The sequence below is a fragment of the Streptomyces roseoviridis genome (assembly GCF_039535235.1).
Classification (GTDB): domain Bacteria; phylum Actinomycetota; class Actinomycetes; order Streptomycetales; family Streptomycetaceae; genus Streptomyces; species Streptomyces roseoviridis.
Genome location: NZ_BAAAWU010000001.1, coordinates 6645269 through 6669832 on the forward strand (window position 1 = coordinate 6645269; position 24564 = coordinate 6669832).

At 74.8% G+C, this 24564-nt stretch carries 19 protein-coding genes; 15 read left to right on the forward strand and 4 right to left on the reverse strand.

Annotated features, from left to right (window positions below; all coding sequences use genetic code 11):
• Positions 1-117 precede the first annotated feature (117 nt).
• On the forward strand, positions 118-993 hold the full coding sequence (gene mltG / locus ABD954_RS30075) for an endolytic transglycosylase MltG (RefSeq protein ID WP_345490787.1): 876 nt from the start codon (positions 118-120) through the stop codon (positions 991-993).
• Here mltG and ABD954_RS30080 read toward each other — a convergent pair.
• Complete coding sequence (locus ABD954_RS30080; RefSeq protein ID WP_345490789.1) at positions 950-2074, reverse strand: NAD(P)-binding domain-containing protein; 1125 nt, start codon at positions 2072-2074, stop codon at positions 950-952. The genes mltG and ABD954_RS30080 overlap by 44 nt on opposite strands.
• 74 nt (positions 2075-2148) lie before the next feature.
• On the opposite strand from ABD954_RS30080, the gene ABD954_RS30085 reads away from it, so the two are divergent.
• From ABD954_RS30085 to ABD954_RS30105, 5 genes are all read left to right on the forward strand, one after another.
• Entirely contained in the window at positions 2149-2565 is a 417-nt protein-coding gene (locus ABD954_RS30085) for a secondary thiamine-phosphate synthase enzyme YjbQ (protein ID WP_345490791.1), read from the forward strand.
• Between the two features lie 216 nt (positions 2566-2781).
• The gene (locus tag ABD954_RS30090; protein WP_345490793.1) at positions 2782-3360 is read left to right on the forward strand and encodes a fasciclin domain-containing protein; all 579 of its coding nucleotides are present in this window, start codon (positions 2782-2784) and stop codon (positions 3358-3360) included.
• A gap of 90 nt (positions 3361-3450) precedes the next feature.
• Positions 3451-4365, forward strand: a complete 915-nt coding sequence (locus ABD954_RS30095; protein ID WP_345490795.1) for an SDR family oxidoreductase — start codon at positions 3451-3453, stop codon at positions 4363-4365.
• A gap of 198 nt (positions 4366-4563) precedes the next feature.
• Entirely contained in the window at positions 4564-5937 is a 1374-nt protein-coding gene (locus tag ABD954_RS30100) for a cryptochrome/photolyase family protein (protein WP_345490797.1), read from the forward strand.
• Between the two features lie 232 nt (positions 5938-6169).
• Positions 6170-6790, forward strand: a complete 621-nt coding sequence (locus tag ABD954_RS30105; RefSeq protein ID WP_345490799.1) for a sigma-70 family RNA polymerase sigma factor — start codon at positions 6170-6172, stop codon at positions 6788-6790.
• 415 nt (positions 6791-7205) lie between these two features.
• Here ABD954_RS30105 and ABD954_RS30110 read toward each other — a convergent pair whose 3' ends face one another.
• Both ABD954_RS30110 and ABD954_RS30115 read right to left on the reverse strand, forming a co-directional pair.
• Positions 7206-8447 carry a MerR family transcriptional regulator gene (locus tag ABD954_RS30110; RefSeq protein WP_345490801.1) on the reverse strand — a complete coding sequence of 414 codons (1242 nt, stop codon included), beginning with the start codon at positions 8445-8447 and terminating at the stop codon, positions 7206-7208.
• 72 nt (positions 8448-8519) lie between these two features.
• Complete coding sequence (locus ABD954_RS30115; protein WP_345490803.1) at positions 8520-9776, reverse strand: NAD(P)/FAD-dependent oxidoreductase; 1257 nt, start codon at positions 9774-9776, stop codon at positions 8520-8522.
• Positions 9777-10055: 279 nt separating this feature from the next.
• Here ABD954_RS30115 and ABD954_RS30120 point away from each other — a divergent pair, with 279 nt between their 5' ends.
• The 4 genes from ABD954_RS30120 to ABD954_RS30135 all read left to right on the forward strand — a co-directional run bounded on the left by ABD954_RS30120 (position 10056) and on the right by ABD954_RS30135 (position 15648).
• Positions 10056-11564, forward strand: coding sequence for a carboxylesterase/lipase family protein (locus ABD954_RS30120; protein ID WP_345490805.1), 1509 nt, complete (start codon positions 10056-10058; stop codon positions 11562-11564).
• A 187-nt stretch (positions 11565-11751) separates the two neighbouring features.
• A complete protein-coding gene (locus tag ABD954_RS30125) occupies positions 11752-12534 on the forward strand; it encodes an ABC transporter ATP-binding protein (protein WP_345490807.1) in 783 nt (260 codons plus the stop codon).
• Positions 12535-12595: 61 nt separating this feature from the next.
• On the forward strand, positions 12596-13588 hold the full coding sequence (locus ABD954_RS30130; protein ID WP_345490809.1) for an ABC transporter substrate-binding protein: 993 nt from the start codon (positions 12596-12598) through the stop codon (positions 13586-13588).
• Positions 13588-15648 carry an iron ABC transporter permease gene (locus ABD954_RS30135; RefSeq protein ID WP_345490811.1) on the forward strand — a complete coding sequence of 687 codons (2061 nt, stop codon included), beginning with the start codon at positions 13588-13590 and terminating at the stop codon, positions 15646-15648. Before ABD954_RS30130 ends, ABD954_RS30135 begins: the two co-directional genes overlap by 1 nt.
• Positions 15649-15720: 72 nt before the next feature.
• On the opposite strand, the gene ABD954_RS30140 is transcribed toward ABD954_RS30135, so the two are convergent.
• A complete protein-coding gene (locus ABD954_RS30140; protein WP_345490813.1) occupies positions 15721-17292 on the reverse strand; it encodes an MFS transporter in 1572 nt (523 codons plus the stop codon).
• A 218-nt stretch (positions 17293-17510) separates the two neighbouring features.
• Here ABD954_RS30140 and ABD954_RS30145 point away from each other — a divergent pair, with 218 nt between their 5' ends.
• From ABD954_RS30145 to ABD954_RS30165, 5 genes are read left to right on the forward strand one after another with little or no spacing between them, the layout of a single operon-like run.
• Positions 17511-19322: an IucA/IucC family protein gene (locus ABD954_RS30145; protein WP_345490815.1), complete on the forward strand. Its 1812-nt coding sequence runs from the start codon at positions 17511-17513 to the stop codon at positions 19320-19322.
• A 3-nt stretch (positions 19323-19325) separates the two neighbouring features.
• The gene (locus tag ABD954_RS30150) at positions 19326-20864 is read left to right on the forward strand and encodes a pyridoxal phosphate-dependent decarboxylase family protein (protein ID WP_345490817.1); all 1539 of its coding nucleotides are present in this window, start codon (positions 19326-19328) and stop codon (positions 20862-20864) included.
• Positions 20861-22654 carry an IucA/IucC family protein gene (locus tag ABD954_RS30155; protein ID WP_345490819.1) on the forward strand — a complete coding sequence of 598 codons (1794 nt, stop codon included), beginning with the start codon at positions 20861-20863 and terminating at the stop codon, positions 22652-22654. Before ABD954_RS30150 ends, ABD954_RS30155 begins: the two co-directional genes overlap by 4 nt.
• A complete protein-coding gene (locus ABD954_RS30160) occupies positions 22651-23238 on the forward strand; it encodes a GNAT family N-acetyltransferase (RefSeq protein WP_345490821.1) in 588 nt (195 codons plus the stop codon). Before ABD954_RS30155 ends, ABD954_RS30160 begins: the two co-directional genes overlap by 4 nt.
• On the forward strand, positions 23235-24563 hold the full coding sequence (locus ABD954_RS30165) for a lysine N(6)-hydroxylase/L-ornithine N(5)-oxygenase family protein (RefSeq protein WP_345490823.1): 1329 nt from the start codon (positions 23235-23237) through the stop codon (positions 24561-24563). Before ABD954_RS30160 ends, ABD954_RS30165 begins: the two co-directional genes overlap by 4 nt.
• Position 24564: the final 1 nt, after the last annotated feature.

Sequence of the window (24564 nt, forward strand, 5' to 3'; positions counted from 1 at the left end):
GGCGCCGTCGGCCCCCCGTCCCAGGGGACCGGCGGCGCCGCCGCGCGGAGGGGACCGGCCGGCGAGACACCCCCGCGGGTCCCCGGATTCGCGGCCGGACCGGGTTAGCGTGCGCCCATGACGTTCCGGTCCTGGCAGCCCGAACACCGGCGCCGCCGCGCACGGCTCACCCGGCGCGGCAGGCTCGTCCTCATCCTCGGCGGCGTCCTCGCCCTCGCCGCCGCGATCACCGTTCCCCTGCTCCTGCTCAGCGGCGGACCCGAGCGCCCCGCACCCGAGAAGCAGCGCACCCTCCTCATCACAGAAGGCCGGCGCGGCGGCGAGGTGTACGCGGCCGTCGACCGCTCCCTCGGGCTCGCGGCCGGTACGACCCGCAAGGCCGCCGAGGCGCCGGCCACCGCCCTCGCCCTCCCGGCCGCCGCCCGCGGCAACCCCGAGGGCTACCTCTTCCCCGCGACCTACCCGGTGAGCAGGGCCACCACCCCCGAGGGCCTGCTGCGCTACATGGTCGACACCGCGAGGAAACGCTTCGGCACCCCGCGCATCGCGGAGGGCGCGCGACGGCACGGGCTCAGCGTCCACGAGCTGGTCATCGTCGCCAGCATCGTCCAGGCGGAGGCCGACACGGCCGACGACATGGGCAAGGTGGCCAGGGTCGTCTACAACCGGCTCGCCCAGGGCATGCCCCTCCAGATGGACTCGACCATCAACTACGCACTCGGGCGCGACACCGTGGACACCACCCACGAGGACACCCGGATCGACAGCCCCTACAACACCTACGAGCGCCGGGGGCTGCCCCCGTCACCCATCGGCAACCCCGGGGAGCAGGCCATGAACGCGGCCGTCGACCCGGCGCGGGGGGACTGGCTCTACTTCGTCACCGTCCGGCCCGGCGACACCCGCTTCACCGCAGGCTACGCCGAACACCTGGACAACGTCGCCGAGTTCAACGAACGGCGACGGGCTGCCGCGAGCTCTGCGGGCTCCTGAGCAGCTCCCGGATCCCGGCGACCGCCGCACGGCCCGCCCGGTTGGCACCGATCGTCGACGCCGAGGGGCCGTAGCCGACGAGATGGACGCGGGGGTCCCGTACCGCCCGGGTGCCCTCGACGCGGATGCCGCCACCGGGCTCGCGCAGCCGCAGCGGAGCGAGATGGTCGATCGCGGGCCGGAAGCCGGTCGCCCACAGGATCACGTCCGCGTCGGCGGTCCGCCCGTCGTCCCAGGCCACCCCGGTCGGGGTGATCCGGTCGAACATCGGCCGGCGGTCCAGGACGCCCCGCTCGCGTGCGGCGCGGACGGCGTCGGTCAGCGGCAGACCGGTGACCGACACCACGCTCCGCGGCGGCAGCCCCCGCCGCACCCGCTCCTCCACCAGCGCGACGGCGGTCCGGCCCTCGGCCTCCCCGAAGGGGCCCTCGCGCCAGACCGGCTCGCGCCGGGTGACCCAGGTGGTCCCGGCGGCGACCTCGGCGATCTCCATCAGGTGCTGCGTCCCGGACGCCCCGCCGCCGACCACGATCACCCGCAGACCGGCGAAGGACTCGGGGCCCGGGTACTGGGCCGTGTGCAGCTGCCGGCCCCGGAACGTCTCCTGACCCGGGTAGCGCGGCCAGAAGGGACGGTCCCAGGTGCCGGTCGCGTTGATCAGCGCCCGGGTGGCGTAGTCGCCCTCCGAGGTCTCCACGAGCAGCCGCCCGCCCTCGCCCTCCCGGACGGCGCGCACGTCGACGGGCCGGTGCACCCGCAGGTCGAAGGTATCCTCGTAGTCGGCGAAGTAGCCGCCGACCACCTCGGACGACGGCCGCCCCGGATCGGCACCGGTCAGCTCCTTCCCGGGCAGCGCGTGCATGCCGTGCACCTTGCCGTACGTGAGCGAGGGCCACCGGAACTGCCAGGCACCGCCCGGGCGCGGGGCGTGGTCGAGCACGACGAAGTCCCGGTCGGGTGCGAAGCCCGTACGCCGCAGGTGGTAGGCGGCGGACAGCCCCGCCTGGCCGGCGCCGACGACCACGACGTCCACCTCGCGCGCCGGGCGGCCGCCTGCTTCCTCTACCCCGAAATCGTTCACGATTCCACCAACGGTGGGCGGGGCGGGGTTCTTCCCGGCTGCGCCGGGCGGCCAGGTCGCGGCAGGATAGGCCCATGCCGTTCAGCACGACGATCCTCCGCCTGACCACGGGGTCCACCGAGACCGTCACGGACCTCACCCGCCACTGCGAGGACTTCCTCGCCGAAAGTGCCCAGGGCCGCGACGGCCTCCTCAACCTCTTCGTCCCGCACGCCACCGCCGGCCTCGCCGTCCTGGAGACGGGCTCCGGCAGCGACGACGACCTCCTCACCGCCCTCCACCGCCTGCTCCCCGCCGACGACCGCTGGCAGCACCGCCACGGCTCCCCGGGCCACGGCCGCGACCACGTCCTGCCGGCCCTGGTCCCCCCGCACGCCACTCTCCCGGTCGTCGCCGGCCACCTGGTCCTCGGCACCTGGCAGTCGGTGTGCCTGGTGGACACGAACAAGGACAACCCGGAGCGGCAGGTGCGGCTGAGCTTCCTGGGGTGACCGAGAGGGCCCGGGATCGTGGACGGCGGCGCATCTCGGCGGGCCACGGCGGGCACCGCCGGCCCGAGGGCCGCCCTCGGCGAGGTCGGGCGGAAAACACCGGGAAAAATCCCGTCGGCCCCATCCGAACGGCCGTTGCCGAGCGAAGAAAGGGTGAGAGCACAACCGATCCACGGCCGTGACCCCTCGGTGTCCGGCCGGTGGGAGGAGCACCTCATGAACCGCACGCTCACCCGACGCCGTGTCCCGGCGGCGCTGGCCGCCGCGGCCCTCGCGGTCTCGCTCGGAGCCCTCGCCCCCCAGGCGTCCGCCGAGGACGGCGGCGCCCCGTTCGGCCCGGGGTGCGCCTCGGTGCCGAAGCAGGGGACCGGCTCGCTCGCCGACCTCGCCGACGACCCGGTGGCGACCGCCGCGGCGAAGAACCCGGACCTGTCGACCCTGGTCACCGCCGTGCAGAAGGCGGGACTGGTCGACACCCTGAACAAGGCGAAGGACATCACGGTGTTCGCCCCGACGAACGAGGCCTTCGCCAAGATCCCGAAGGCGGACCTGGACAAGGTCCTCGCCGACAAGGCCACGCTCACCAAGATCCTGACCTATCACGTGGCCGACGAGCCCGTGAAGAAGGGAGACCTCGCCGACGGTTCCTTCAAGACCCTGCAGGGCGGCACGCTCACCACCGCCGGGTCGGGGGACACGTACAAGGTCGACGACAGCGCCACCATCCTCTGCGGCGACGTGCGCACGTCCAACGCCACCGTGCACGTCATCGACACCGTGCTGATGCCGAAGTGAGAGCGGGCGGGCCCGCTGCCGGCCCGGCCGGACGCCGGGCCCGCCCCCCGTCGACGCACCCGCCGCCCCCCCACCCTCACGGAGGCCGATGTGACCCGCTCCTGGGACCTGAACGGAAGAACCGCCGTCGTCACGGGGGCCGCGCGCGGCCTCGGGGCGGGCCTGGCCCACCGCCTCGCGGACCGGGGGATGACGGTGGCCCTGCTGGGCAGGGAGGCCGCCACCCTGGAAGCGGTCGCCAGGACCCTTCCCACGCGCAGCCATGTCGTCGAGGTCGACGTCACCGACGACGACGCCATGCGCCGGGCGTCGGACGACGTGACCCGGCATCTGGGCCACCCCTCGGTCGTGGTCGCGAACGCCGGCGTGGCCGAGGGCGGTCCCTTCGAGACGTCCGACCCGGCGACCTGGCGCCGGGTCGTCGAGGTCAACCTCGTCGGAAGCGCCGCCACCGCGCGTTCCTTCCTCCCCGGACTGCGGGCCACCCGCGGATACTTCCTACAGATCGCCTCGACCGCGGCCTTCGGCGCGGCACCGATGATGAGCGCCTACTGCGCCTCCAAGGCCGGAGCCGAAGCCTTCGCCCGGTCCCTGCGCGCGGAAACGGCCCACCTCGGCGTCGCCGTCGGCGTGGCCTACCTGCACTGGACGGACACCGACATGGTCCGCGACGTCGACCGTCACGCCGTCCTGCGGGAACTGCGCGGCCACATGCCCGCACCGGCCCGCCGGGTGTACCCCGTCGACCGTGTCGCGGGGTGGATCGCCCGCGGTGCGGAGCGCCGCTCGTCCTCCGTCTACGCCCCGCCGTGGCTCAGGATCGCCCAGGCCGGCCGTCCGTTCTACCCCTATGCCGTGGATCTCCTGTCGCGGCGCGAGCTGCCACGCCTCATGCGGGAGCACGCGTTCGACCAGACCGGACTGCTCGGTCACGGCGGCCGCATGGAAGAGGCGGCACTCGGCCGGTCCGCCACCGGGACGCGGGGAGAGGAGAGCGACCGGTGAGGACCCGCCACCTCTCCTCTCCGGACGCGTGCGAGCTGTCCGGCGCGTCCGGCGCGTCCGGCGCGTCCGGCGCGACCGGCGCGACCGGCTCCTCGGGCGCATCCGACATCCGTGGCACCGGGGAACCGCGGACGTAGGAGTGCGTGCGAGACCAGTTCGCCGGCGGGTGAGCGCCGGCGGCCGAGCAGGGAGAGCCCGATGACCGTCTCCGTCGTCCTGTACACCGCCGACCTGCGGGTGCACGACCATCCGCCGCTGCGGGCCGCGCTGGAAGGGGCACACGAGGTGCTGCCGGTGTTCGTCCGCGATCCGGCCGTGGACCGGGCCGGCTTCGCGGCGCCCAACCGGCTCGCCTTCCTCGCGGACTGTCTGGTGGACCTCGACCGGGCGCTTCGGGAACGGGGCGGCCGCCTCGTGCTGCGGCAGGGCGACACGGTGGCCGAGGTGCGGGCGCTGGTGCGACAGGCCGAGGCCGACGAGGTGCACATGGCGGGAGGCGCGACGGCCTTCGCCCGCGCGAGGCAGGAGCGGCTGCGCCGCGCGCTGGAGGAGGACGGCCGCCGGCTGTACGTGCACGACGGGGTGGTGGACGTGGTGGCCCCCGGGGACGTCACCCCGCAGGGCTCGGACCACTTCGCGGTCTTCACGCCCTACCACCGGCGCTGGTCCGGCGAGCCCGTGCGGACTCCGCTGCGTGCTCCCGGGGCGGTCCGCGTGCCGGCGGACGTCCGGTCGGAGCCGATGCCCCGGCGCTCCTCCGTCGCGGACGTGTCGCCGGGCCTCGCCCGGGGCGGCGAGAGCGAGGGCCGCCGACGGCTCGCTTCCTGGCTGGCGGGGGAGGGCGACTCCTACGAGCAGGGGCAGGACGACCTCGCGGGCGACGCCACCTCGCGGCTCTCGCCCCATCTGCACTTCGGCACCGTCTCGGCCGTCGAGGCGGTGCACCGGGCGCGGCGGCGGGGCGGGGCCGGTGCGGAGGCGTTCGTACGGCAGCTGTGCTGGCGGGACTTCCACCGCCAGGTGCTGGCCGCCCGCCCGGCCGCGGCGACCGAGGACTACCGTCCCCGGCACGACCGGTGGCGGCGGGGGCCGGAGGCCGAGGCGGACCTGGCGGCCTGGCGCGAGGGCCGGACCGGCTACCCGGTCGTGGACGCGGCGATGCGGCAACTCGCCCACGAGGGCTGGATGCACAATCGGGGACGGCTGATCACCGCGTCCTTCCTCGTCAAGACGCTGTACGTGGACTGGCGGGAGGGAGCCCGCCACTTCCTCGACCTGCTGGTGGACGGCGACGTGGCCAACAACCAGCTCAACTGGCAGTGGGTGGCCGGCACGGGGACGGACACCCGGCCCAACCGGGCGCTCAACCCGCTGCTCCAGGGCAAGCGGTACGACCCCGAAGGCGCGTACGTACGGAGGTGGGTCCCGGAGCTCGCCGGGCTCGGGATGCCCGAGCTGCACGAGCCGTGGCGCGTCACCGGGCCCGGCAGGACGGCTCTGAACTACCCGGAGCCCGTGATCGGCCTCTCCGAAGGGCTGCAGCGCTTCCGTCGCGGCCGGGGGCTCGTCTGAGACGTCCCCCACCGGGTGGACCACTGCGGGGTGGAGGCGCGCGGATCCGGCGGTGACGACGAACGAACCGATGCGGCATTTCGATGCGCAATCGATGCGTGTTGAGGGGCGGAAGCTCCCCGGCGGAACGTGGGGGCACGGAATCGACGAGGTTCCGCCGCACCGTCGCTCCGGGAACGGCGGTGTCCGATCCGGTGGCCGCCCGTGCCACCCGCCCGGAGGAGGAACCGTCATGACCGTGCACCGGATGACCGACCACCTCGCCGCCCCCGCGGTGCCGCGCTCGTCCCGCGCGCCGGGCGACGCCGCCGACGACGACCGGATCGCCAGGGGACTCGTCGCCGGCGACGAGCGCTGCCTGGACGCGGCATATCACCGCTGGGCCCGGCTCGTGCACTCCCTCGCGGCCCGGGCCCTGGGCGATCCCCGCGAGGCGGAGGACGTCACCCAGCAGGTGTTCGTCGCCGCCTGGCGGGGCCGGGCCACCTTCCGCCCGGACCGCGGCACACTGCCGGCGTGGCTCACCGGCATCACCCGCCGGAAGATCGCGGACGCGCTGTCCGCCCGCACCCGGCGCAACGAGCTGACGGCCGCCCTGGGCGCCACGGTGGGAAGCGGGGAGCGCGCGGAGCAGGAGCCCGAGCGGGTCCTCGACCGGCTCGTCGTCACCGAGGCACTCGCCCGGCTGCCCGTCGTCCAGCGTGACGTCCTGGAACTCGCGTACTTCGCCGACCTGACCCAGACGCAGATCGCCGACCGCACCGGCATGCCGCTCGGCACGGTCAAGAGCCACGCCCGCCGGGGCCTCCAGCGCATGCGCCAGAATCTCACCCTCGCCGCGACAGCCGGGTGAGCCGATCCCGCTCCGCGCCGGGGCGACCCCCTCCGCCCGGGGCGCGGCAGCCGGGCAGGCGGAACCGTACAGCCGGCACTCGTCCCGGCTCCGACCGCTCACGCGCCCGCAGCCGCCATTCGCCCGGGCTCCGACCGCTCACGCGCCCGGCTCCCAGGTCGAGCATCCACATCGGCACGGCTCGGGGGCCGGACGCGGGGCAGTGCCGGCCGTGCTTCCAGGCGGCGGCGCGGGGTCGAGCACTCCCGGCCGTCTCGCCGGCTTGCGGCCGTCTCTTCCGTTCTCCGGCCGTCTCGCCGTCCTCCGGCCGTCTCCTCCGTCCTCCGGCCGTCTCTTCCGTTCTCCGACCGTCTCTCCGTCCTCCCGCCGTGCGTCCCCGCCCGCGTACCGCCTGCCCCGGCGTCAGCGCCCGGCGTCAGCGTCCGGAGCCGTCGGCCGCCGGCCCGTACAGGCGGGCGATGGCCGCGACGGCCTCCCGCAGTCCGGCGGGGCGCACCATGCCGGGACCGGCCGCCCGGCCGAGCCATCCAGGACCGGCGAGGAGCACCAGGGGGGTCGTGCGTGCGCCCCGCACCCCGAACGCCGTACCCGCCACGTGCCGGGCCAGGGAGTGGTTCGCGGTGGAGCGCGCCTGGGACCACAGGGCGACGGCGGCGGGCCCCGACCGCCGCACCGCCGCGTCGAGGGCCTCCGCGGGGACGGCCGCCCCGTACATCCGGATCGGCACTCCCCGTTCGCTCAGCCCCGCCGCGAGCGCCTCCAGGGGAAGCGTGTGCTGCTCGCCCGGGACGCAGGCCAGGACGACCGGAGCGCCGGGGGCCACCGCCGCCCGACCGGTGACGGCGGCCCGCCGCAGCGCCGTGGAAACGTGCCACGACAGCAGGTGCTCCACCTCCACGTACCGGTCACCGGACGACTCCCACTTCCGGCCCACCGCGTGCAGCGTCGGCACCATGATCTCTTCCCAGGCGGTGAGCAGCCCGTAGGTGGCCAGCACTTCCTGGAGCAGCCCCTCCATGGCAGGACCGTCGAGGCGTACGGCGGCCCGGGCGAGGCCCCGGCATTCCGGTCGCACATCGCCCAGCGGCAGCCCGCTGCCGGGGCCCTGGCGTCCGGCCCCGGCGCGGGCGTCCTGCGAGGACTGGCCCCGGCCCGGGACGGGACGCTCCGTGAGCGGTGCGGGGGAGGCCGTGACGGGATCGCCGACGCCCGTGCCCGACTCCGCACCCGTGCCCGCCTCCGCCCCCGCGCGCGACCCCGCTTTCGTGCCGGACTCCGCCCCTGCACGCGACTCCGCCCTCGCACCGGTCTCCGCCTCTGCGCCCGACTCCGCATCCGTCCCCGCCTCCGCCCCGGTGGCGGCCTCCCGTCCGGTCGGCGCCGGGGCCCCGGCCGGGGGGTGCTCGCCGGGGTCCGCGTCAGGCCGTGCCTGCCGGGCCGCCCGCGCCGCTTCGGCGGGTGGGACGCCCGACGCCGTGAGCCGGCACATCTCCTCCAGCATCGCGATGTCCGCAGGGCTCCAGCGCCGGTGCCGCCCGTCCGCCCGCACGGCCGGACCGATGCCGTACCGCTGGTCCCACGAGCGCACCGTCGTGGGTGACACTCCGAGCCGCCGGGCGACCGCGCCCGTCGTGATGCCGTGAGCCGTGTCGGACATGCGTCCACCTTACGATGCGGAAACGATGCGACCTCGCGCGCGCTGGCTGAACGGCGGCGCGGTGGCCGGCTCTCACCCGATGCGACCGTCCCGCAGGTCGGCGGTCACCTCACGCGCCGCGCGCGCTCCGGAGGCCAGGGCGCCCTGCAACGAAGCGGTGGCCCGGTGGTCGCCGCACACGTACCGGCCCGGGGCGAAGCGGGTACGCCGGGACAGCGGCGCGGGGCCGGGCATGGCGGGCAGGGCGTCGCGGACCGTGACCCGGTGGACGGGCTCCCAGGTCCGCGTGTCCGTTCCGTACACCTCGCCCAGGGCACGCAGGACCGTCGCCGCGCGCGCCGCGTCCGGGGCGCCGAGCACCGAGGTGGCCACCAGTGCCCGGCCGTCGGCCGAGAACCGGGGCTGGAGGGCGGTGAGGACGCAGGTGTTCAGGAACCTGCGCCGGGCGTCGACGTGCAGGACGGGTTCCGTCGTCGGCGGTTCGGCGGCGGCGTGGTAGAGGGTCGTGACCGTCCGCCCTTCCGGCACCGACAGCCCCGGCAGCAGCCCCGCGGCCACGCGCTGACCGGTCGCGACGACGACAGCCCGCGCGCGCAGTTCCTCCTTGCCCGCGAGGGTGACACCGTCGGCCGCGACGGCCGTGACGGGGCTGCCGGTCCGCAGCACCCCCGGGGGCAGCCGCGAGGCGAGCTGGGCCGGAACGGCCCCGATCCCCTCGGCCGGCAGGGAGAGGGTGCCGCGCATCATGCTCCGCCAGACCAGGTGGAAGAAGCGCGCCGAGGTCTCCAGCTCGTCCTCCAGGAAGACCCCGGACAGGAAGGGGCGGAAGAACGTCTCCACCAGTTCGGGTGACACTCCGGCCTCGGCCAGGGCGGTGCGGGTGGTCCCGTCACGGCCCCGCCGCAGCACCCGGGCCGGTGCCAGCATGTCCCGGGCCGTCAGCGCGGTGACCGCCGCCAGGTCCCGTGCGGACGCCAGCCGGCCGGGAAGCAGGTCGCGACCGTGGCGGAGACCACGCGTGGGGTCCGTGAACCGGCGCGGGCCGTCCTCGGTGTGGACGACCACGCCCGGGCTGAACGGCCGCAGTCTGAGCGCCTTCAGGTCCAGGCGCCGCCGGACCTGCGGATAGGCGGTGTTGAAGACCTGGAAGCCGCGGTCGACGACGAAGCCCGCCATCCGGTCGGTGCGCATGCGGCCGCCCACCGTGTCGTCCGCCTCCACCAGCCGTACGCGAAGACCGGCCGCGCACAGGTCGCCCGCACAGGCGAGCCCGGCCGCCCCGGCCCCGACGACCACCACGTCGTACCGCCCGGCCTCCGACGTCCCCACGGCGCACCTCCTTGTCGTCCTGGTCCAGCGCATCGCCCGCCGGACCGGTCTCCCCGTACTCCTGGGCTCTCTCCTGTCTTCGTGTCTCCGGGGCGGCACGGATGCGGGCCGCCGCCGGTGGAAGGGCGCAGAGGCGGAGGGGCGGGCCCGAGCCGAGGATCGACATCACCGGTGCGTGAATCGCGACGATCTTGGTGTTGGCCTCCCCGACCCGTGCGATGCGAAGCTGAAGTCCGGCGCCTGACCAGGCGGTTCGGCACGCGAGGGAGAGGCGGTCACATGGAGGTCTTCGAGACGGAGAGCGGCTCAATACGGGGGTTCAGGACCTCCGCCGACGTCGTGGCCGTCCTCGGCATCCCCTATGCCGCACCGCCCTTCGGCGCCGACCGGTTCCGCGAGCCCCGGCCCCCGGCCGCGTGGAGCGGAGTGCGGGAGTGCACGGCGTTCGGGCCGGTGGCCCCGCAGTCGGCGGAGCTGCCCGGTGCGCCCCGGTGGTCGCCGGGCGACGAGGACGTCCTCACCCTCAACGTCTGGACCCCGGCCCCGGACGGCGGCCGGCTGCCGGTCCTGGTGTGGATCCACGGCGGCGCCTACGCCTTCGGCTCGTCCGCCCAGCCCGACTTCGACGGCACCGTCCTGGCCCGCGCCGGGCTCGTCGTGGTCACGCTCAACTACCGGCTCGGATTCGAGGGCTCCGGGCACGTCCCGGCCGGGGAGGGGGACGCGTACCCGGAGAACCGCGGCCTGCTCGACCAGGTCGCCGCCCTGCGCTGGGTGCGCGGGAACATCGCCGCGTTCGGCGGCGACCCCGGAAACGTCACCGTCGCCGGCCAGTCCTCCGGGGCCGCTTCGGCCGCCTGCCTGATGGCGATGGAGCGGGCCCGCGGCCTCTTCCACCGTGCCGTCCTCCACAGCCCGGCCAGCCCCTGCTACACCCCGGACACCGCCGCGGCGACCACCCGCGAGGTCGCCGAGGCGGCCGGGTGCCCCGCCACGGCCGAGGGCCTGACCTCCCTGACTCCGGGGCAGCTGGTCGGCGCCTCCGACCGGGTGGTCGACCGCTACCGGCGCGACCCGGCCTCCGGATCCCGCCACTACGACCCCTCCCTCTACGCCCCGGTGCTGGACGGCGACGTCCTGCCCGCCGACCCGCTCACGGCCCTGGACACCGGTGCCGGCCAGGGCATCGACCTGCTGGTCTGCCACACCACCGAGGAGTACTGGCTGCTCGACGCCGTCGGCAGCAGCGCCAAGGTCGACACCGACGACCGACTCGCCCGGTTCTCCGCGGACTTCGGCCTCCCCGGCGACCTGGTCGCCGGCTATCGCGCCGCGATGCCCGGCGCCCCCGTCCTCGACGTCTATCTCGCCCTCTACGGCGACCTGCTGTTCGGCGAGTACGGCAACCGGCTCGCCGAACGCCACGCCGCGGCCGGCGGCCGTGCCTTCCTGTCGCGTTTCGACCGCCGGCGCACCGGCCCCGGGGGAGTCGTACGCGCCTGGCACTGCGCGGACATCCCGTTCGCCTTCGGCAACCTCGGCGACGAGCGCCTGGCCTTCCTCATCGGCGGGGCTCCCACCGCCGAGGACCACCGCCTGGCCGACCGCATGGTGCGCGCCTGGGCCGACTTCGCCGCGACGGGCGACCCCGGCTGGCCGGCGGTGGACGGAGGGGGCCCCGGCCTGCCGGCCCACGTCTGGCGTACGGAGGAGGGAGACCAGGACGACAAGCCCACCGTCCCGCGCTCCCTGTGGGCCGGGGTGGACCTGCCGCTGCTGCACCCGTGAACGCCGAATCCCGGCAGGCGCAAGGGAGTTGAGGAGGGGCGCGGGGGCGCGCACGAGGTCTCGACATGATTACGACGATCAGAAACGAGACCAATCCTCTTAGGATTGCCTAACCTCACCAGTATCGTGGCGGCGGTCGGCCCCGGACGGTGGGAGGTATGCGGTGCTCTTAGGCGACGTTCGCTTGGTGGCGAAGAGTCTCGACGTCGGGCACGCGGGCCGTCCGGTGCTCCGGGACGTGGAACTCACCCTGCGCGCCGGGGAGATCACCGTCCTGGTGGGCCCCAACGGCTGCGGCAAGTCGACCCTGCTGCGAACGGTGGCGGGACTCCTGACGCCGATCGGCGGCGACGTCCGCATCGACGACGCCCCGCTCGCCTCCCTCGGACGCCGGACCCTCTCCCAGCGGCTGGCGTTCCTCCCGCAGACCTCCCTGACCCCCGCCGGCGTCACGGTCCGCGAGCTCGTACGACACGGCCGCTACGCCCACCGGGGCGCCCTCGCCCGGCACACCGCCGACGACGTCGAGGCCATCGAGTGGGCGCTTCAGGTCACGGACGCGGCCCCCCTCGTCGAGCGGCGGCTCGACGAGATCTCCGGCGGAGAGCGCCAACGCGCCTGGCTCGCCATGGTCCTGGCCCAGCGCGCGGGCGTCCTGCTGCTCGACGAACCCACCACCTACCTCGACCTGCGGCACCAGTTCGAGGTGCTCGACGTGGTCCGGCGCCTGGCGCGCGACCACGGGATCGCCTGCGGTGTCGTCCTGCACGACCTGACGCAGGCCGCGGCCTACGCCGACCAGGTCGTGGTCGTCGCCGACGGCCGGATCGCCGCCGCCGGCGCACCCCAGGAAGTGCTGACCCCCGACGTCATCGAGGACGCCTTCGGCCTGCGGGTCAGCGTCGTCCGCGATCCGTCGACCGGCTACCTCGCCTGCTTCCCGCAGCAGTCCGGGGCGTCCGCCTCCTGACCCCCGGACCGGCCCTCGGCCCCCACGCACCACCTTTCACAGCACGAAGGAGAGTCTGTTCATGCGGAGAATGCTGCGCGCCCTCGCCATCGGCGGCACGGCCGTCGCCCTGGCCCTGACCGCTGCCTGCGGATCCGGCACGGTCGGCGAGACCGGGGAGAAGACCGGCGGCAAGAAGGCCGGCACCGGCGGAGCGATCTCCGTCGAGACCGCCCGGGGCACGGTGTCCCTGCCGGGGCCGGCGAAGAAGGTCGTCGCGCTGGAGTGGACGTACACCGAGGAGCTCGTCGCGCTCGGCGTCACCCCGGTCGGCAACGCCGACAACAAGGGGTACGGCACGTGGATCACCGCCGAGGGGGCGGCCCTCCCGGCGGGCGTCACCGACGTGGGCAACCGCAACGAGCCCAGCCTGGAGAAGATCAAGGCCCTCCAGCCCGACCTCATCGTCGTCGACGACGACCGATCGAAGGCCAACCTCAAGGCGCTCGGCGAGATCGCCCCGGTGCTCTCCTTCGTGTACACCACCAAGCCGCAGATGCAGACGCTGAAGAAGAACTTCACCCAGCTGGCGAAGGCGGTGGGCAAGGAGGACGCCGCCGCCGGCGTCCTCGGGAAGATCGACGCCAAGGCCGCCGAGCTCAAGGGCCGCCTCGACAAGGCCGGCAAGGGCGGCCTCACGTACGCGCTCGCGCAGGGCTTCACCGCCGGCGGCTCCGCCTCCATCCGGATGCTCACCGACGACTCCCTCGCCGGGCAGGTGCTCGGCCTCGCGGGTCTGAAGAACGGCTGGAAGGGCCAGCCCGACGCGTGGGGCATGACCACGGTCGGCGTCGAAGGACTCACCAAGGTCGAGAAGGGCTCCACCTTCCTGTACGTGGCCGCCGACGCGGACAACCCGTTCACCGGCTCCCTCGCCGGCAACCCGGTCTGGAAGGGCCTCGACTTCGTGAAGCAGGACCGGGCCCTGGCGCTCGACCCCGGCACCTGGCTGTTCGGCGGACCGCTGTCCGCCGTGCAGATCCTGGACGAGACCGGCAAGGCCCTGAAGGTCTGATGGCGGTCGCCGTCGCGCTGCCGGGGCGCCGCTCACGAGCCGTGCTCGTGGGCGGCGCCCTGTCGCTGCTGCTGTGTCTGGTCGGTGTGCTCCACCTCGGCATCGGCGCGTCCGGAGTGGGCCTCGGGGACATCGCGGACCTGCTCGCGGGCCACGGGGAGTCCCACACCAAGGACGTGCTCCTGGGCGCCCGGCTGCCCCGTACCCTCACCGGTCTCGTCGTCGGCGTCGCGCTCGGCGTCTCCGGCGTGCTCGTCCAGGGAGCGACCCGCAACCCGCTCGCGGCCCCCGACACGCTCGGCGTGAACGCCGGCGCGTACCTCGCCGTGGTCCTCGTCGCCTTCACCGGCGTCAGCCTCGGCCCGGTCCCCGCCGGCGGCGCCGCCTTCCTCGGCGGCCTCCTCGCGATCGCCGTCGTCCACCTGCTGAGCAGGGGAGGGGTGTCGGCGCCCGGCCGCGTGCTGCTCGCCGGCGCGACCGTCGCGCTCGCGTGCACCGCGGGGGCCGAGTTCCTGCAGATGCTGGACGTACAGGCGACCCGCGGGCTGTTCTTCTGGGGCAACGGCACCCTGATGCAGAGCGGCCTCGACCGGCCGCTCGCCCTCGGCGTGTTCGTGGCCGTCGTCGCCGTGCCCGCGTGGCTCCTCGCCCGGCCCCTGGACCTGCTGGCGCTCGGTGACGAGACGGCCCAGGCGATGGGCGTACGGGTGGAACGGATCCGCCCCGCCGCGTTCCTCGTCGCGGTGCTGCTCGCCGCTGCGGCCGTGTCGCTGGCCGGTCCGATCGGCTTCATCGGGCTCATCGCGCCCGTGATCGTACGCCAGTTGGGCCTGCGCACCCACGCGCTGCTGATCCCGGCGGCCGCCCTGACCGCCGCCGCCGTGCTGCTCGCGGCGGACGCGGCGGCCCAGCTCGCCGTGCCGCCGTCCGCGGTGTACACCTCCGAGATCCCGGTCGGCGTGGTCACCGCGCTCATCGGCGGTCCCTTCTTCATGGTGCTGGCCCGCCGGGTGAGCACGGGCGACGCCGACACCGGCGCGGCCGTCGTGGTCTCCGACCGCCGCCGCGCACCCGTCTACGCGGTCGCCATCGGCGGCGGCCTCGTCGCCCTCGTCGTGGCCATGGCGCTGTCGCTGCGCGTCGGTGACGTCGAGGTGAGCTGGGGCCAGCTGGGCGCGGCGCTGTTCGGTTCCGCCGAGCAGATCACCGAGGCCGTGGTGTCGTACCGGCTGCCGCGGATCCTGGTGGCGGCCGTGGCGGGCGCGTGTCTCGCGGTGGCGGGCACGGCCGTGCAGGCGGTCGTGCGCAATCCGCTGGCCGAACCCGGTCTCGTCGGCGTGACCGGCGGTGCCTCCCTGGGCGCCATGCTGATCATCATCGCCGTGCCGTCCGCTCCGCTGGTCGCCCTGCCGATCGCCGCGGGCGTCGGCGGCGTCCTCATGCTCGCCCTGGTCGTCGCCATCGCCGGCGGACGGCGCCACGGTGTACGGGGCGGGCTCGACCCGACCCGGGTGGTGCTGGTCGGACTGGGCGCGGGCGCCACGGCGATGGCGCTGGTGAACATCATGGTGGTCAGCTCGCAGATGAACATCTCCGCGGCGCTCAGCTGGCTCGCGGGCAGCACCTACGCCCGCGGCTTCGACGCGCTCGGCTGGCTCGTCGTGCCCGCGCTGGTGGCGGCCGTGCTGGTCGCGGTGGCGCGGCCGGTGAACCTGCTCGCGCTCGGCGACGAACTGCCCCGCGCCCTCGGCCTCGAACTGGGCCGCGCCCGGCTGCTCGTCCTCGCCGCCGGCGCCCTCATGGCCTCCGGCACCGCGGCCGCCGTCGGCGCGGTCGGCTTCGTCGGCCTCGTCGCCCCCCACCTGGCCCGCCGCGTCGTCGGCAACGACACCCGCCGCGTGGTCCCCATGGCCGCCGTCCTCGGCGCGGTCCTGGTGGTTGTCTCCGACGCCCTCGGCCGCTGGCTCCTCGCCCCGACCGAGATCCCCGTCGGCATCGTCACGGCCCTGGTCGGCGCGCCGTACCTGGTCTGGCTGCTGCGCCGCACGAAGGAGCTGTGACCCCCGGACCGGGCCCGGGCGGGCCCCCGGGTCTCCGGCCCCGAGGCGCCCGAGGGTTTCCGGCCCCCTCCGTCACGACGCCCGTGCCGGCGCCGGCTGTCGGAGCCCCGCCGTCGGTTCCGGTGGGGTGGCCCGCAGCGTGCGGGCGGTGAGCAGGCCGAGCGCGCAGACCGCCGCGGCGGCCAGGCAGACGAGGGTGAAGGCGTCGGAGAAGGTCTGGTGGGCCACGGGGCGCAGGGCCGGGTCGAGGAGGTCGAAGCGGCCGGTCTCGGCGGCCGTCCGGGCGGCGGGCGTGGTGTCGCCGAGGCCGGAGGCGAGGTGGGCCGAGAACAGGGCGCCGAAGAGGGCGACTCCGGTGGCGGTGCCGAGCGGGTAGCAGGCGTTGGTGAGCCCGGAGGCCATGCCGGCCCGCTCCGTCGGCACCGCCGCCACGGCCACGCCCATCAGGGGCGGGAAGACGACCGCCCCGCCGGCCCCGAGCAGCACCAGACCGAGGACCAGGGCGACTTGGCCGGCGCCCGCCCCCGCGTCCACGCCCGGCCCCGTGTCCATGCCCGCCCCCGTGTCCATGCCCGCCCCCGCGACGGCCAGGCACAACAGGCCCCCGCCCTGGGCCGCGAAGCCGCCGGCGACCAGGGCGGCGGGGGAGAGGAGCCGCTGCAGCCGGGCGGTGAACAGACCGGCCACCAGCAGGCTGCCGGTGAGCGGCAGCAGCCGCAGCCCGGCCTCGGACGGGGAGTACCCGTGGGCGGTCGTCAGCCACAGGGTGAGGAAGGCCAGGACGCCGAGGTTCGCCATCCGCGCCAGGAAGCCGAGCACCGCCGCCCCCGAGAAGGCGCGGATCCGCAGCAGCCGCGGGTCGATGAGGCCGTCGCCGCGCCGCTGGCTGATCACCAGCGCCGTCGCGCACACCAGGCACGCGGCGGCGCTGCCCAGCACGTCGGGGGCCGTCCAGCCGGACTGCGGCCCGGTCACCAGCGGGTAGTGCAGGGTGAGCAGCGTCGCGACGGCGAGTGCCGCGCCGGTCAGGTCGAGTCGGCAGGAGGAGGGGGGCGCCGCCGAGCCGGGCATGCGAGTGAGCGCGCCGGCCACGACGAGCACGCCGATCGGGACGTTGACGAGGAAGATCCACCGCCAGCCGAGGCCGTCCACGAGGAGTCCGCCGACGACGGGTCCGACGGCACCGGCGGCCGAGGCGGTGACCGCGTACGCCGCTATCGCGGTCCGGCGGCGGGTGCCCTCGTACGCGGCCGCGATCAGGGCGAGCGTGGGCGCGAACACCATGGCGCCGCCGAGCCCCTGGGCCGCGCGCGCCGCGATGAGGGTCGCGGCGTCCGGCGCAAGACCACATCCGGCCGAAGCCAGGGTGAAGAGGACCATGCCCGCGGTGAAGACGGCGCGCCGTCCCAGCCGGTCGGAGAGCGCCCCGGCGGTGAGGATGAGGGCGCCGAAGGCCAGGGAGTAGGCGGACACGGTCCACTGCATCCGGGCGAGTCCGGCGTCGAGGTCCGCGGCGATGTCGGCGAGCGCGATGTTCACCACGGTGACGTCGAGCGTCATCATCACGCCACCCGCGCTGACCAGGGCGAAGGTCCAGCGAGGGGAGCGGGGGGAGGAGGGCGTGCGGCGGGGGGAGGAGTACACCGGCGGTCACCTCGGACACACGGGTCGCCCCGGCGGCGGCCGGGGGAGTCACACGGGATAGACATGGTGAGGCTAACCTAAGTAACTTTCTGACGGTAAGTCATATACCGGCCGTGGCTGGAAGTTGACCTTGTCGGTGAGGTAAGCCTTACCTAAGGTGGCGGCGGTTCGGTCGCACGGCCGAGTCCTGGTCCCGGACAGACACGCGGAGCTGCCTGATGCCCTTCCCCTCCCACCATCCCGTGCCCGAGCTGGCCGACGTCACTCCCGGCGCCTGGCGCGAGGCCAACCGCCGCCTGCTCGCCAAGGCGATCGGCGAGTGGGTCTTCGAGGACATGCTCAAGGCGGCCGACGACGGCGACGGCAGCTACCGCGTCGACCTCGACAGCGGCACGACCTACGCGTTCCGGGCCACGCCCGGCGCCTTCGGATGGCTCCGCGTCGACCCGGCGTCGATCACCCGCACCGCGACCGGCATGCTGGGCAACTCCATCGCCGAACCCGCCTGGGACGCCCAGCAGTTCCTCCTCGAAGCCGCGTCCACCCTCGGCACCGACCCCTCCACCGTCGCCACCTACTTCACCGAGCTCTCGGCCACCCTCGCCGTCGACGCCGCCCGCCTCACCCACGGCGGAGAGACCGTCGCCGAACTGCGCGCCCTCGGCCACTCCGAGCTGGAGTGCCGGATGACCGGACACAACCTGCTCGTCGCCAACAAGGGCCGGATCGGCTTCTCCGCCACCGACGTGCGCGCCTACGCCCCCGAAGCGGCCCAGCAGGTCCGGCTGCTGTGGATCGCCGTGCACCGCGGCCTCGCCGAGTTCCGCGGCACCTCGGAGCTCTCCGAGACCGAGATACTCACCCGCGAGCTGGACCAGGACACCCGGGCCCGTTTCACCGCCGTCCTGGAGGAGACCGGCGTCGACCCCGACGCGTACGTCTGGATGCCCGTGCACCCCTGGCAGTGGGACCACGCCGTCCAGGTGCTGCACGCCGCCGACGTGGCGCAGAACCGGATCGTTCCGCTCGGCGAGAGCCCCGACGCCTACCTGCCCGGCCAGTCCATCCGGACGATGGCCAACGTCACCGCCCCCGAGCGGTACGACGTCAAACTGCCCCTGAAGATCCTCAACACCCTGGTCTGGCGCGGCATACCCCCGCACTGCACCATGGGCGCGCCCGTGGTCACCCAGTGGCTGCGCGGCCTGGTGGAGCGCGACGCGTTCCTGACCGAGGAGTGCCGCACCGTCTTCCTCGGCGAGGTCGCCTCCGTGACCGTGCGCCACCCCTACCTCTCCAAGCTGCCTGACGCCCCCTACCAGCACCTGGAGACCCTGGGCTGCATCTGGCGCGAATCGGTCTCCGCCCGCAAGGACCCGGACGAGCGGGTCCGCACCTTCGCCTCCCTGCTGCACGTCGACTCCGCCGGCGACGCGTTCGTCGCCGAACTCGTCCGCTCCTCCGGCCTGGAGCCCGAGGAGTGGCTGCGCCGGCTCTTCGACACCCTGCTCGTGCCGGTCCTGCACGTACTCAACCGCTACGGCGTCACCTTCAACCCGCACGGCCAGAACACCCTCATCGGCTACGACCGGAACGACGTCCCGGTCCGCCTCTACCTGAAGGACTTCGTCGACGACGTCTGCGTGTCCTTCACCGATGTCCCCGAGCGCGGCCCCGAGCCCGACGGCCACGACCACGTCCTGCCGCGCAAGCACCCCTCGATCATCCGCCAGCACGTCATGGACCAGGTCTTCGTCGGCCACTTCCGCTACCTGGCGCCGCTGTGCGCCGACCAACTGGGCGTGGACGAGAAGCGGTTCTGGCAGCTGGTGCGGCAGACCATCCTGGACTTCCAGCGGCGCTTCCCCGAACTCGCCGAGCGCTACGCCGAGTACGACCTGCTCACCCCCGAGATCCCCCGCTACGGCCTGAACCGGGACCGGCTCGTCGTCACCCGCTACGGCGACCGCGCGCTGCGGCACGCCCTCTACCCGAACGGCACCCACCCCAACCCGCTGGCGGAAGGCTGAACCGTGACACCGCTGACGGAAGCACCCCCCACCGCCCCGCCCCTGCCCGCCTCACAGCTCGCCGCCTCGCGCCAGGGCCTCGCCGACGTCACCGCCGCACTCGCCGGGGCCGTGGACACCGCGCTGGCCGCCCGCCGACCCACCGGGCCGATACCCGCGGGGCGCCCCGAGGACGTCCTCAAGGCCGCTGCCGACGCCCTCGGCGCCCAGGAGCTGCCCACCGAGGGCCTCGGCACCCGGGCCGCCCTCGAGCTGCTGACCACGGTCCTCGTCGAGTACGGCATCGACCTCTCCCACCCCCGGGCCGCCGCCCACCTGCAGCCGCCCGCGCTCGCCGTCGCCGTCGCCGCGGACACCCTCGCCGGCGTCACCAACGCCTCCCTCGACACCTACGACTCCGGCCCCTCCGCCATCGCCGTCGAACGCTGGCTCATCGGCGTCCTCACCCGCCTCGCCCGCTTCGGCGAACGCGCCGACGGGGTCCTCACCCCCGGCGGCTCCCTGTCCAACCTGCTCGCCCTGCTCCTCGCCCGCGACGCCGCCGCCCACCGGCGCGGCATCGACGCCCGCCGGCACGGGATCGCCGCCCTGCCGGGGCCCGTCGTCTTCTGCTCCGAGCTCGCCCACTTCTCCACCCACCGGGCCTGCGCCGCCCTCGGCCTCGGCGAAGCGGCCGTGCGCCCGCTGCCCGTCGACGCCCACCGGCGCATGCGCCCCGACGCGCTCCGGCAGGCCCTCGGCTCCCTCGGCCCCGAGCACACCCCCGTCGCCGTCGTCGCCACCGCCGGAACCACCGACTACGGCTCCGTCGACCCCCTGCCCGAGATCGCGGAGATCGCGGCCGAGCACGGCGTCTGGACCCACGTCGACGCCGCGTACGGCTTCGGCGCCCTCTTCTCCGACCGGCTCGCCGACCGGCTGACCGGCCTGGAACTCGCCGACTCCGTCACCCTCGACCTGCACAAGATCGGCTGGCAGCCGGCCGCCTGCGGCGTCCTGCTCGTCTCCGACACCACGGCCTTCACCGCCCTCGACCGCCACGTCGCCTACCTCAACCCGGCCGACGACGCCGACGCCGGCTACGACGGCCTCCTCGGCCGGAGCCTCCAGACCACCCGGCGCCCCGACGCCGTCAAGGCCGCCGCCACCCTCCTCGCCCACGGCCGCGAGGGCCTGGGCCGCATGGTCGACGCCTGCCACGCCCTGGCTCGCCACGCCGAACGGCGCGTCCGCGCCGAACCCGCCCTGGAACTCGTCGCCCCCGCCGAGCTGACCACCGTCGTCTTCCGCTACCGGACGGCCGACCCCGCCGCGGCCGACGAGATCAACGGCGCCCTGCGCCGCCGGCTCCTGGAGACCGGCACCGCACTCGTCGGACGCACCGAGGACGCCACCGCGGGCCCCGGCTCGCCGCAGCGGGTCTGCCTCAAACTCACCCTGCTCAACCCCACCGCCACCACCACCGACATCGACGGCCTCCTCGACACCGTGATCGAGGCCGGCCGCACCTGCGAGCGACTCGCCGAGGAAGGCGCCGCATGACCCACCCCACCCCCGCACCCGCCCCCCACACCCTCCTCGACGACGACCCCCTGCACCGACGCGACGCCCGGGGCGCCGCCGAACACGCCCACCTCGAAGCCCTGCTGCGCTGCTGGCTGCGCGAGACCCACACCGAGGTCACCGCAGGACCGCTGCGGATCACCCTGCCGACCGCCGGCCTCACCCTGCTCACCGAGGTCACCCACCGCTCGCCCACCGGCTGGCACCGCTTCGGCCCCGTGCGCCTGGAAGGCCCCGGCGGCCCCCTCGGCGCCACCGCCGACCCCGTCACGGCCGTCGCCCTGCTCTCCACCGAGGCGGCCGTACGCGGCGGCAGCCGGCCCGGCGGCGTACCGGCCGGCGAGATCGCCGACCTGGTCGAGCGCACCGCCGAGTCCGTCCGCCGCGTCACCGCCTTCATCGGCCACCGGCGCACCCGCCCCGAGCCCGCCGCCGACGGCTTCCTCGACGCCGAACAGGCCCTGATCCTCGGCCACCTGCACCACCCGGCGCCCAAGAGCCGCGACGGCATCTCCGACCACGACGCGGCCGCCTTCTCACCCGAACTGCGCGGCTCCTTCCGGCTGCACTGGTTCGCCGCCGACCCGGCGGTCGTCTCGCACGACGCCGTCGCCGGCGCGCCCTCCCTCGCCGGACGGGACACCGTCGCCCTCCTGTCCGACCTCGCCGAGCACCGCCTCGACGACGGCCGGATCCTCGTCCCCGCCCACCCGTGGCAGGCCCGCGACGTGCTGCACCGCCCCCGGGTGGCCGCGCTGATCGCCTCCGGAGCCCTCGAACCGCTCGGCGAACGCGGCCCCGCCTGGTGGCCCACCTCCAGCCTGCGCACCGTCTACCGGCCCGGCGCCCCCGTCATGCTCAAGCTCTCCCTCGGCCTGCGGCTCACCAACTCCCGGCGCGAGTCCACCCGTACGGAACTCAAGCGCGGCCTGGAGATCAACCGGCTGCTCGACGCCGGATACGCCGGCAGCACCTTCCGCGCCCACCCCGGCTTCGCCATCACCCGCGACCCCGCCTGGCTGGCCGTCGACGAACCGGGCCGCCCCGAGGGCCCCGCCGTCACCGGCCTCGACGTCGCCGTCCGCGAGGTCCCCGACGGCATCGACGCCCTGCGCTGCCTGGTCGGCCTCGTCGCACCCCGCCCCGGCCTCGGCCGCAGCGCCCTCGGCGACCTGGTCGCCGGGCTCGGCGGAGCCGACGCGGCCGCGCGCTGGGTGGCCGACTACACCGACCGGGTCCTCGTGCCCATGCTCCACCTGTACGCCGCCACCGGCATCGGCCTGGAGGCCCACCAGCAGAACACCCTGGTCCGCCTGGACGCCCGGGGCCGGGTCACCGGCGCCGTCTTCCGCGACAACCAGGGCTACTACCTGGCCGCCTCCCACCTGCCCGAGCTGCTCAAGCTGAGCGGCGCCGACTCCTCCACCCTGGCCGTCGTGGACGACGCGATCGTCGACGACCGGCTCTCCTACTACCTGCTGCGCAACCAGGCGCTGTCCGTCGTCGGCTGCCTCGCCGTCGACGGACTCGCCGACGAGCGCGACCTGCTCGCCGTCCTCGCCGGCCGGCTGCGGGCCGCGCTGCCCGCCCTGGCCGAGGCCGGGCCCGACGGCGACCGCCTGGCCCGCCGCTGGCTGGCGGCCGACACCCTGCCCTGCAAGGGCAACCTGCTCACCCGCCTGCACGGCATCGACGAGGTCCTCGCCCCGCTCGACGCCCAGTCCGTCTACCTCGACGCGCCCAACCCGCTCCAGGAGGCCACCGCATGACCTCGTTACACCCCGAGGACGCCCGCACCGTCCCCGGCCCGCCGCTGCCCCTCCTGGAGGGACGCTGGTCGGCCCGGGCGGCCGGGGCCGAGGGGGCCGACCTCGACCTGGTGCACGGCTGGATGCGGGCCCCGCACGTCGACGCCTTCTGGCATCAGGCATGGCCGCGCGAACGCTGGTACGAGGAGATCGCCGGGCACCTCGCCGGCGACGCCGTCCTGCCGGTGCTGGTCTTCCTCGACGACGAGCCCGTCGCGTACGTCGAGGTGTACCGCGTGACCCGCGACCGGCTCGCCCCGCACTACGCCCATCTCCCGCACGATCTCGGCGTCCACATCGCCATCGGCGACCCGGCGCGCACCGGCCGCGGCCTCGGCCGGACCCTGCTGCGCGTCCTCGCCGACGGCCTGCTCGCCGCCGACCCGCGCTGCACCCGGGTCGTCGCCGAGCCGGACGTCACCAACGCGCCCTCGCTCAGGGCGTTCGCCGCCGCCGGCTTCAGCACCGTGGGCGAGATCACGCTCCCGGACAAGACCGCCGCGCTGCTCGTCCGTCCCCGCCGCGAGGAGGACCTGCCCACATGACCGAGACCACCGCCGAGCACGACGTCGTCGCGATCGGCTGCGGCCCCTTCAACCTGGGGCTCGCCGCCCTCGCCTCGACCGTGGACGAACTCGACCTGGTCGTCCTGGAGGAGCGGCCCGAGTTCACCTGGCACCGCGGCATGATGTTCGGCGACGCCTCGATGCAGGTGAACTTCCTCGCCGACCTGGTGACCCTGGTCGCCCCCTGGCACCCGCTGTCCTTCCTGGCGTACCTGCACGACATGGACCGCCTCTACGCCTTCACCGTGCGGGAGAACTTCTTCCCCTCCCGCCGGGAGTACGAGGACTACCTGCGCTGGGCCGCCGCGCGGCTGCCCGGCGTGCGGTTCTCCCACCGCGTTGAGGAGGTCCGCTGGGACGGCGACGAGGAGCGCTTCGACGTGGCCGTGGCCCGCGGCGACGGCACGCGGCTGCGGCTGCGGACCCGTCACCTCGTCATCGGGATCGGCACCGCGCCCCACGTGCCCGAGGCCCTGGCCGGGCTCCCGGAGGACCGGCTGCTGCACACCTCCGACTACCTCTTCCGGGCCCGCGACGTCGAGCGCGCCGGCAAGGTCACCGTCGTCGGGTCCGGCCAGTCGGGCGCGGAGGTCGCCGTCGACCTCCTGACCCGCAACCTCGACGGCGGCCCCGCGGTGAGCTGGCTGACCCGCACCGGCTCCTGGGCGCCGCTCGACTACACCAAGATGAACCTGGAGCTGACCACTCCGGCGTACATGCGCTACTTCCACTCCCTGCCCCAGGAGGTGCGCGACCGGCTGGTCGGCGAGCAGTGGCAGTTCTACAAGGGCGTCTCCACCGACACCCTGGAGGAGATCCACGAACTCCTCTACCGCCGCCAGCTGGAGCACGGCCTCGCCGACGTCGAGCTGCGCTTCGGCATCGCCGTCGAGGACGCGGCCGTCGGCTCCGACGGGCAGACCGTGCTGACCTGCCGCCACCTGGACACCGGACAGCGCTTCGAGCACGTCACGGACCTGGTCGTCGCGGCCACCGGCTACCGCAACCGCCCGCCGTCCTTCCTGGGCCCGGTCGAGGAGCTGATCGACCGCGACGGGCGGGGGCGGCCCCTGATCCACGCCGACCACTCCGTCGGGCTCGCCGAGGGCGTCACCGGGCGGATCTTCGTCGCCAACGCCGAGATCCACGCGTACGGGGTCTCGTCCCCGAACCTCGACATCGGTGCCGTGCGCAACGCCACCATCCTCAACGCGATCACCGGCCGCGAGGTCTACCGGCTGCCCAAGCGCAGCGCCTTCACCCGCTTCGAGGCCCCGGGACAGGGGGCGCCCGACCGCCGGTGAG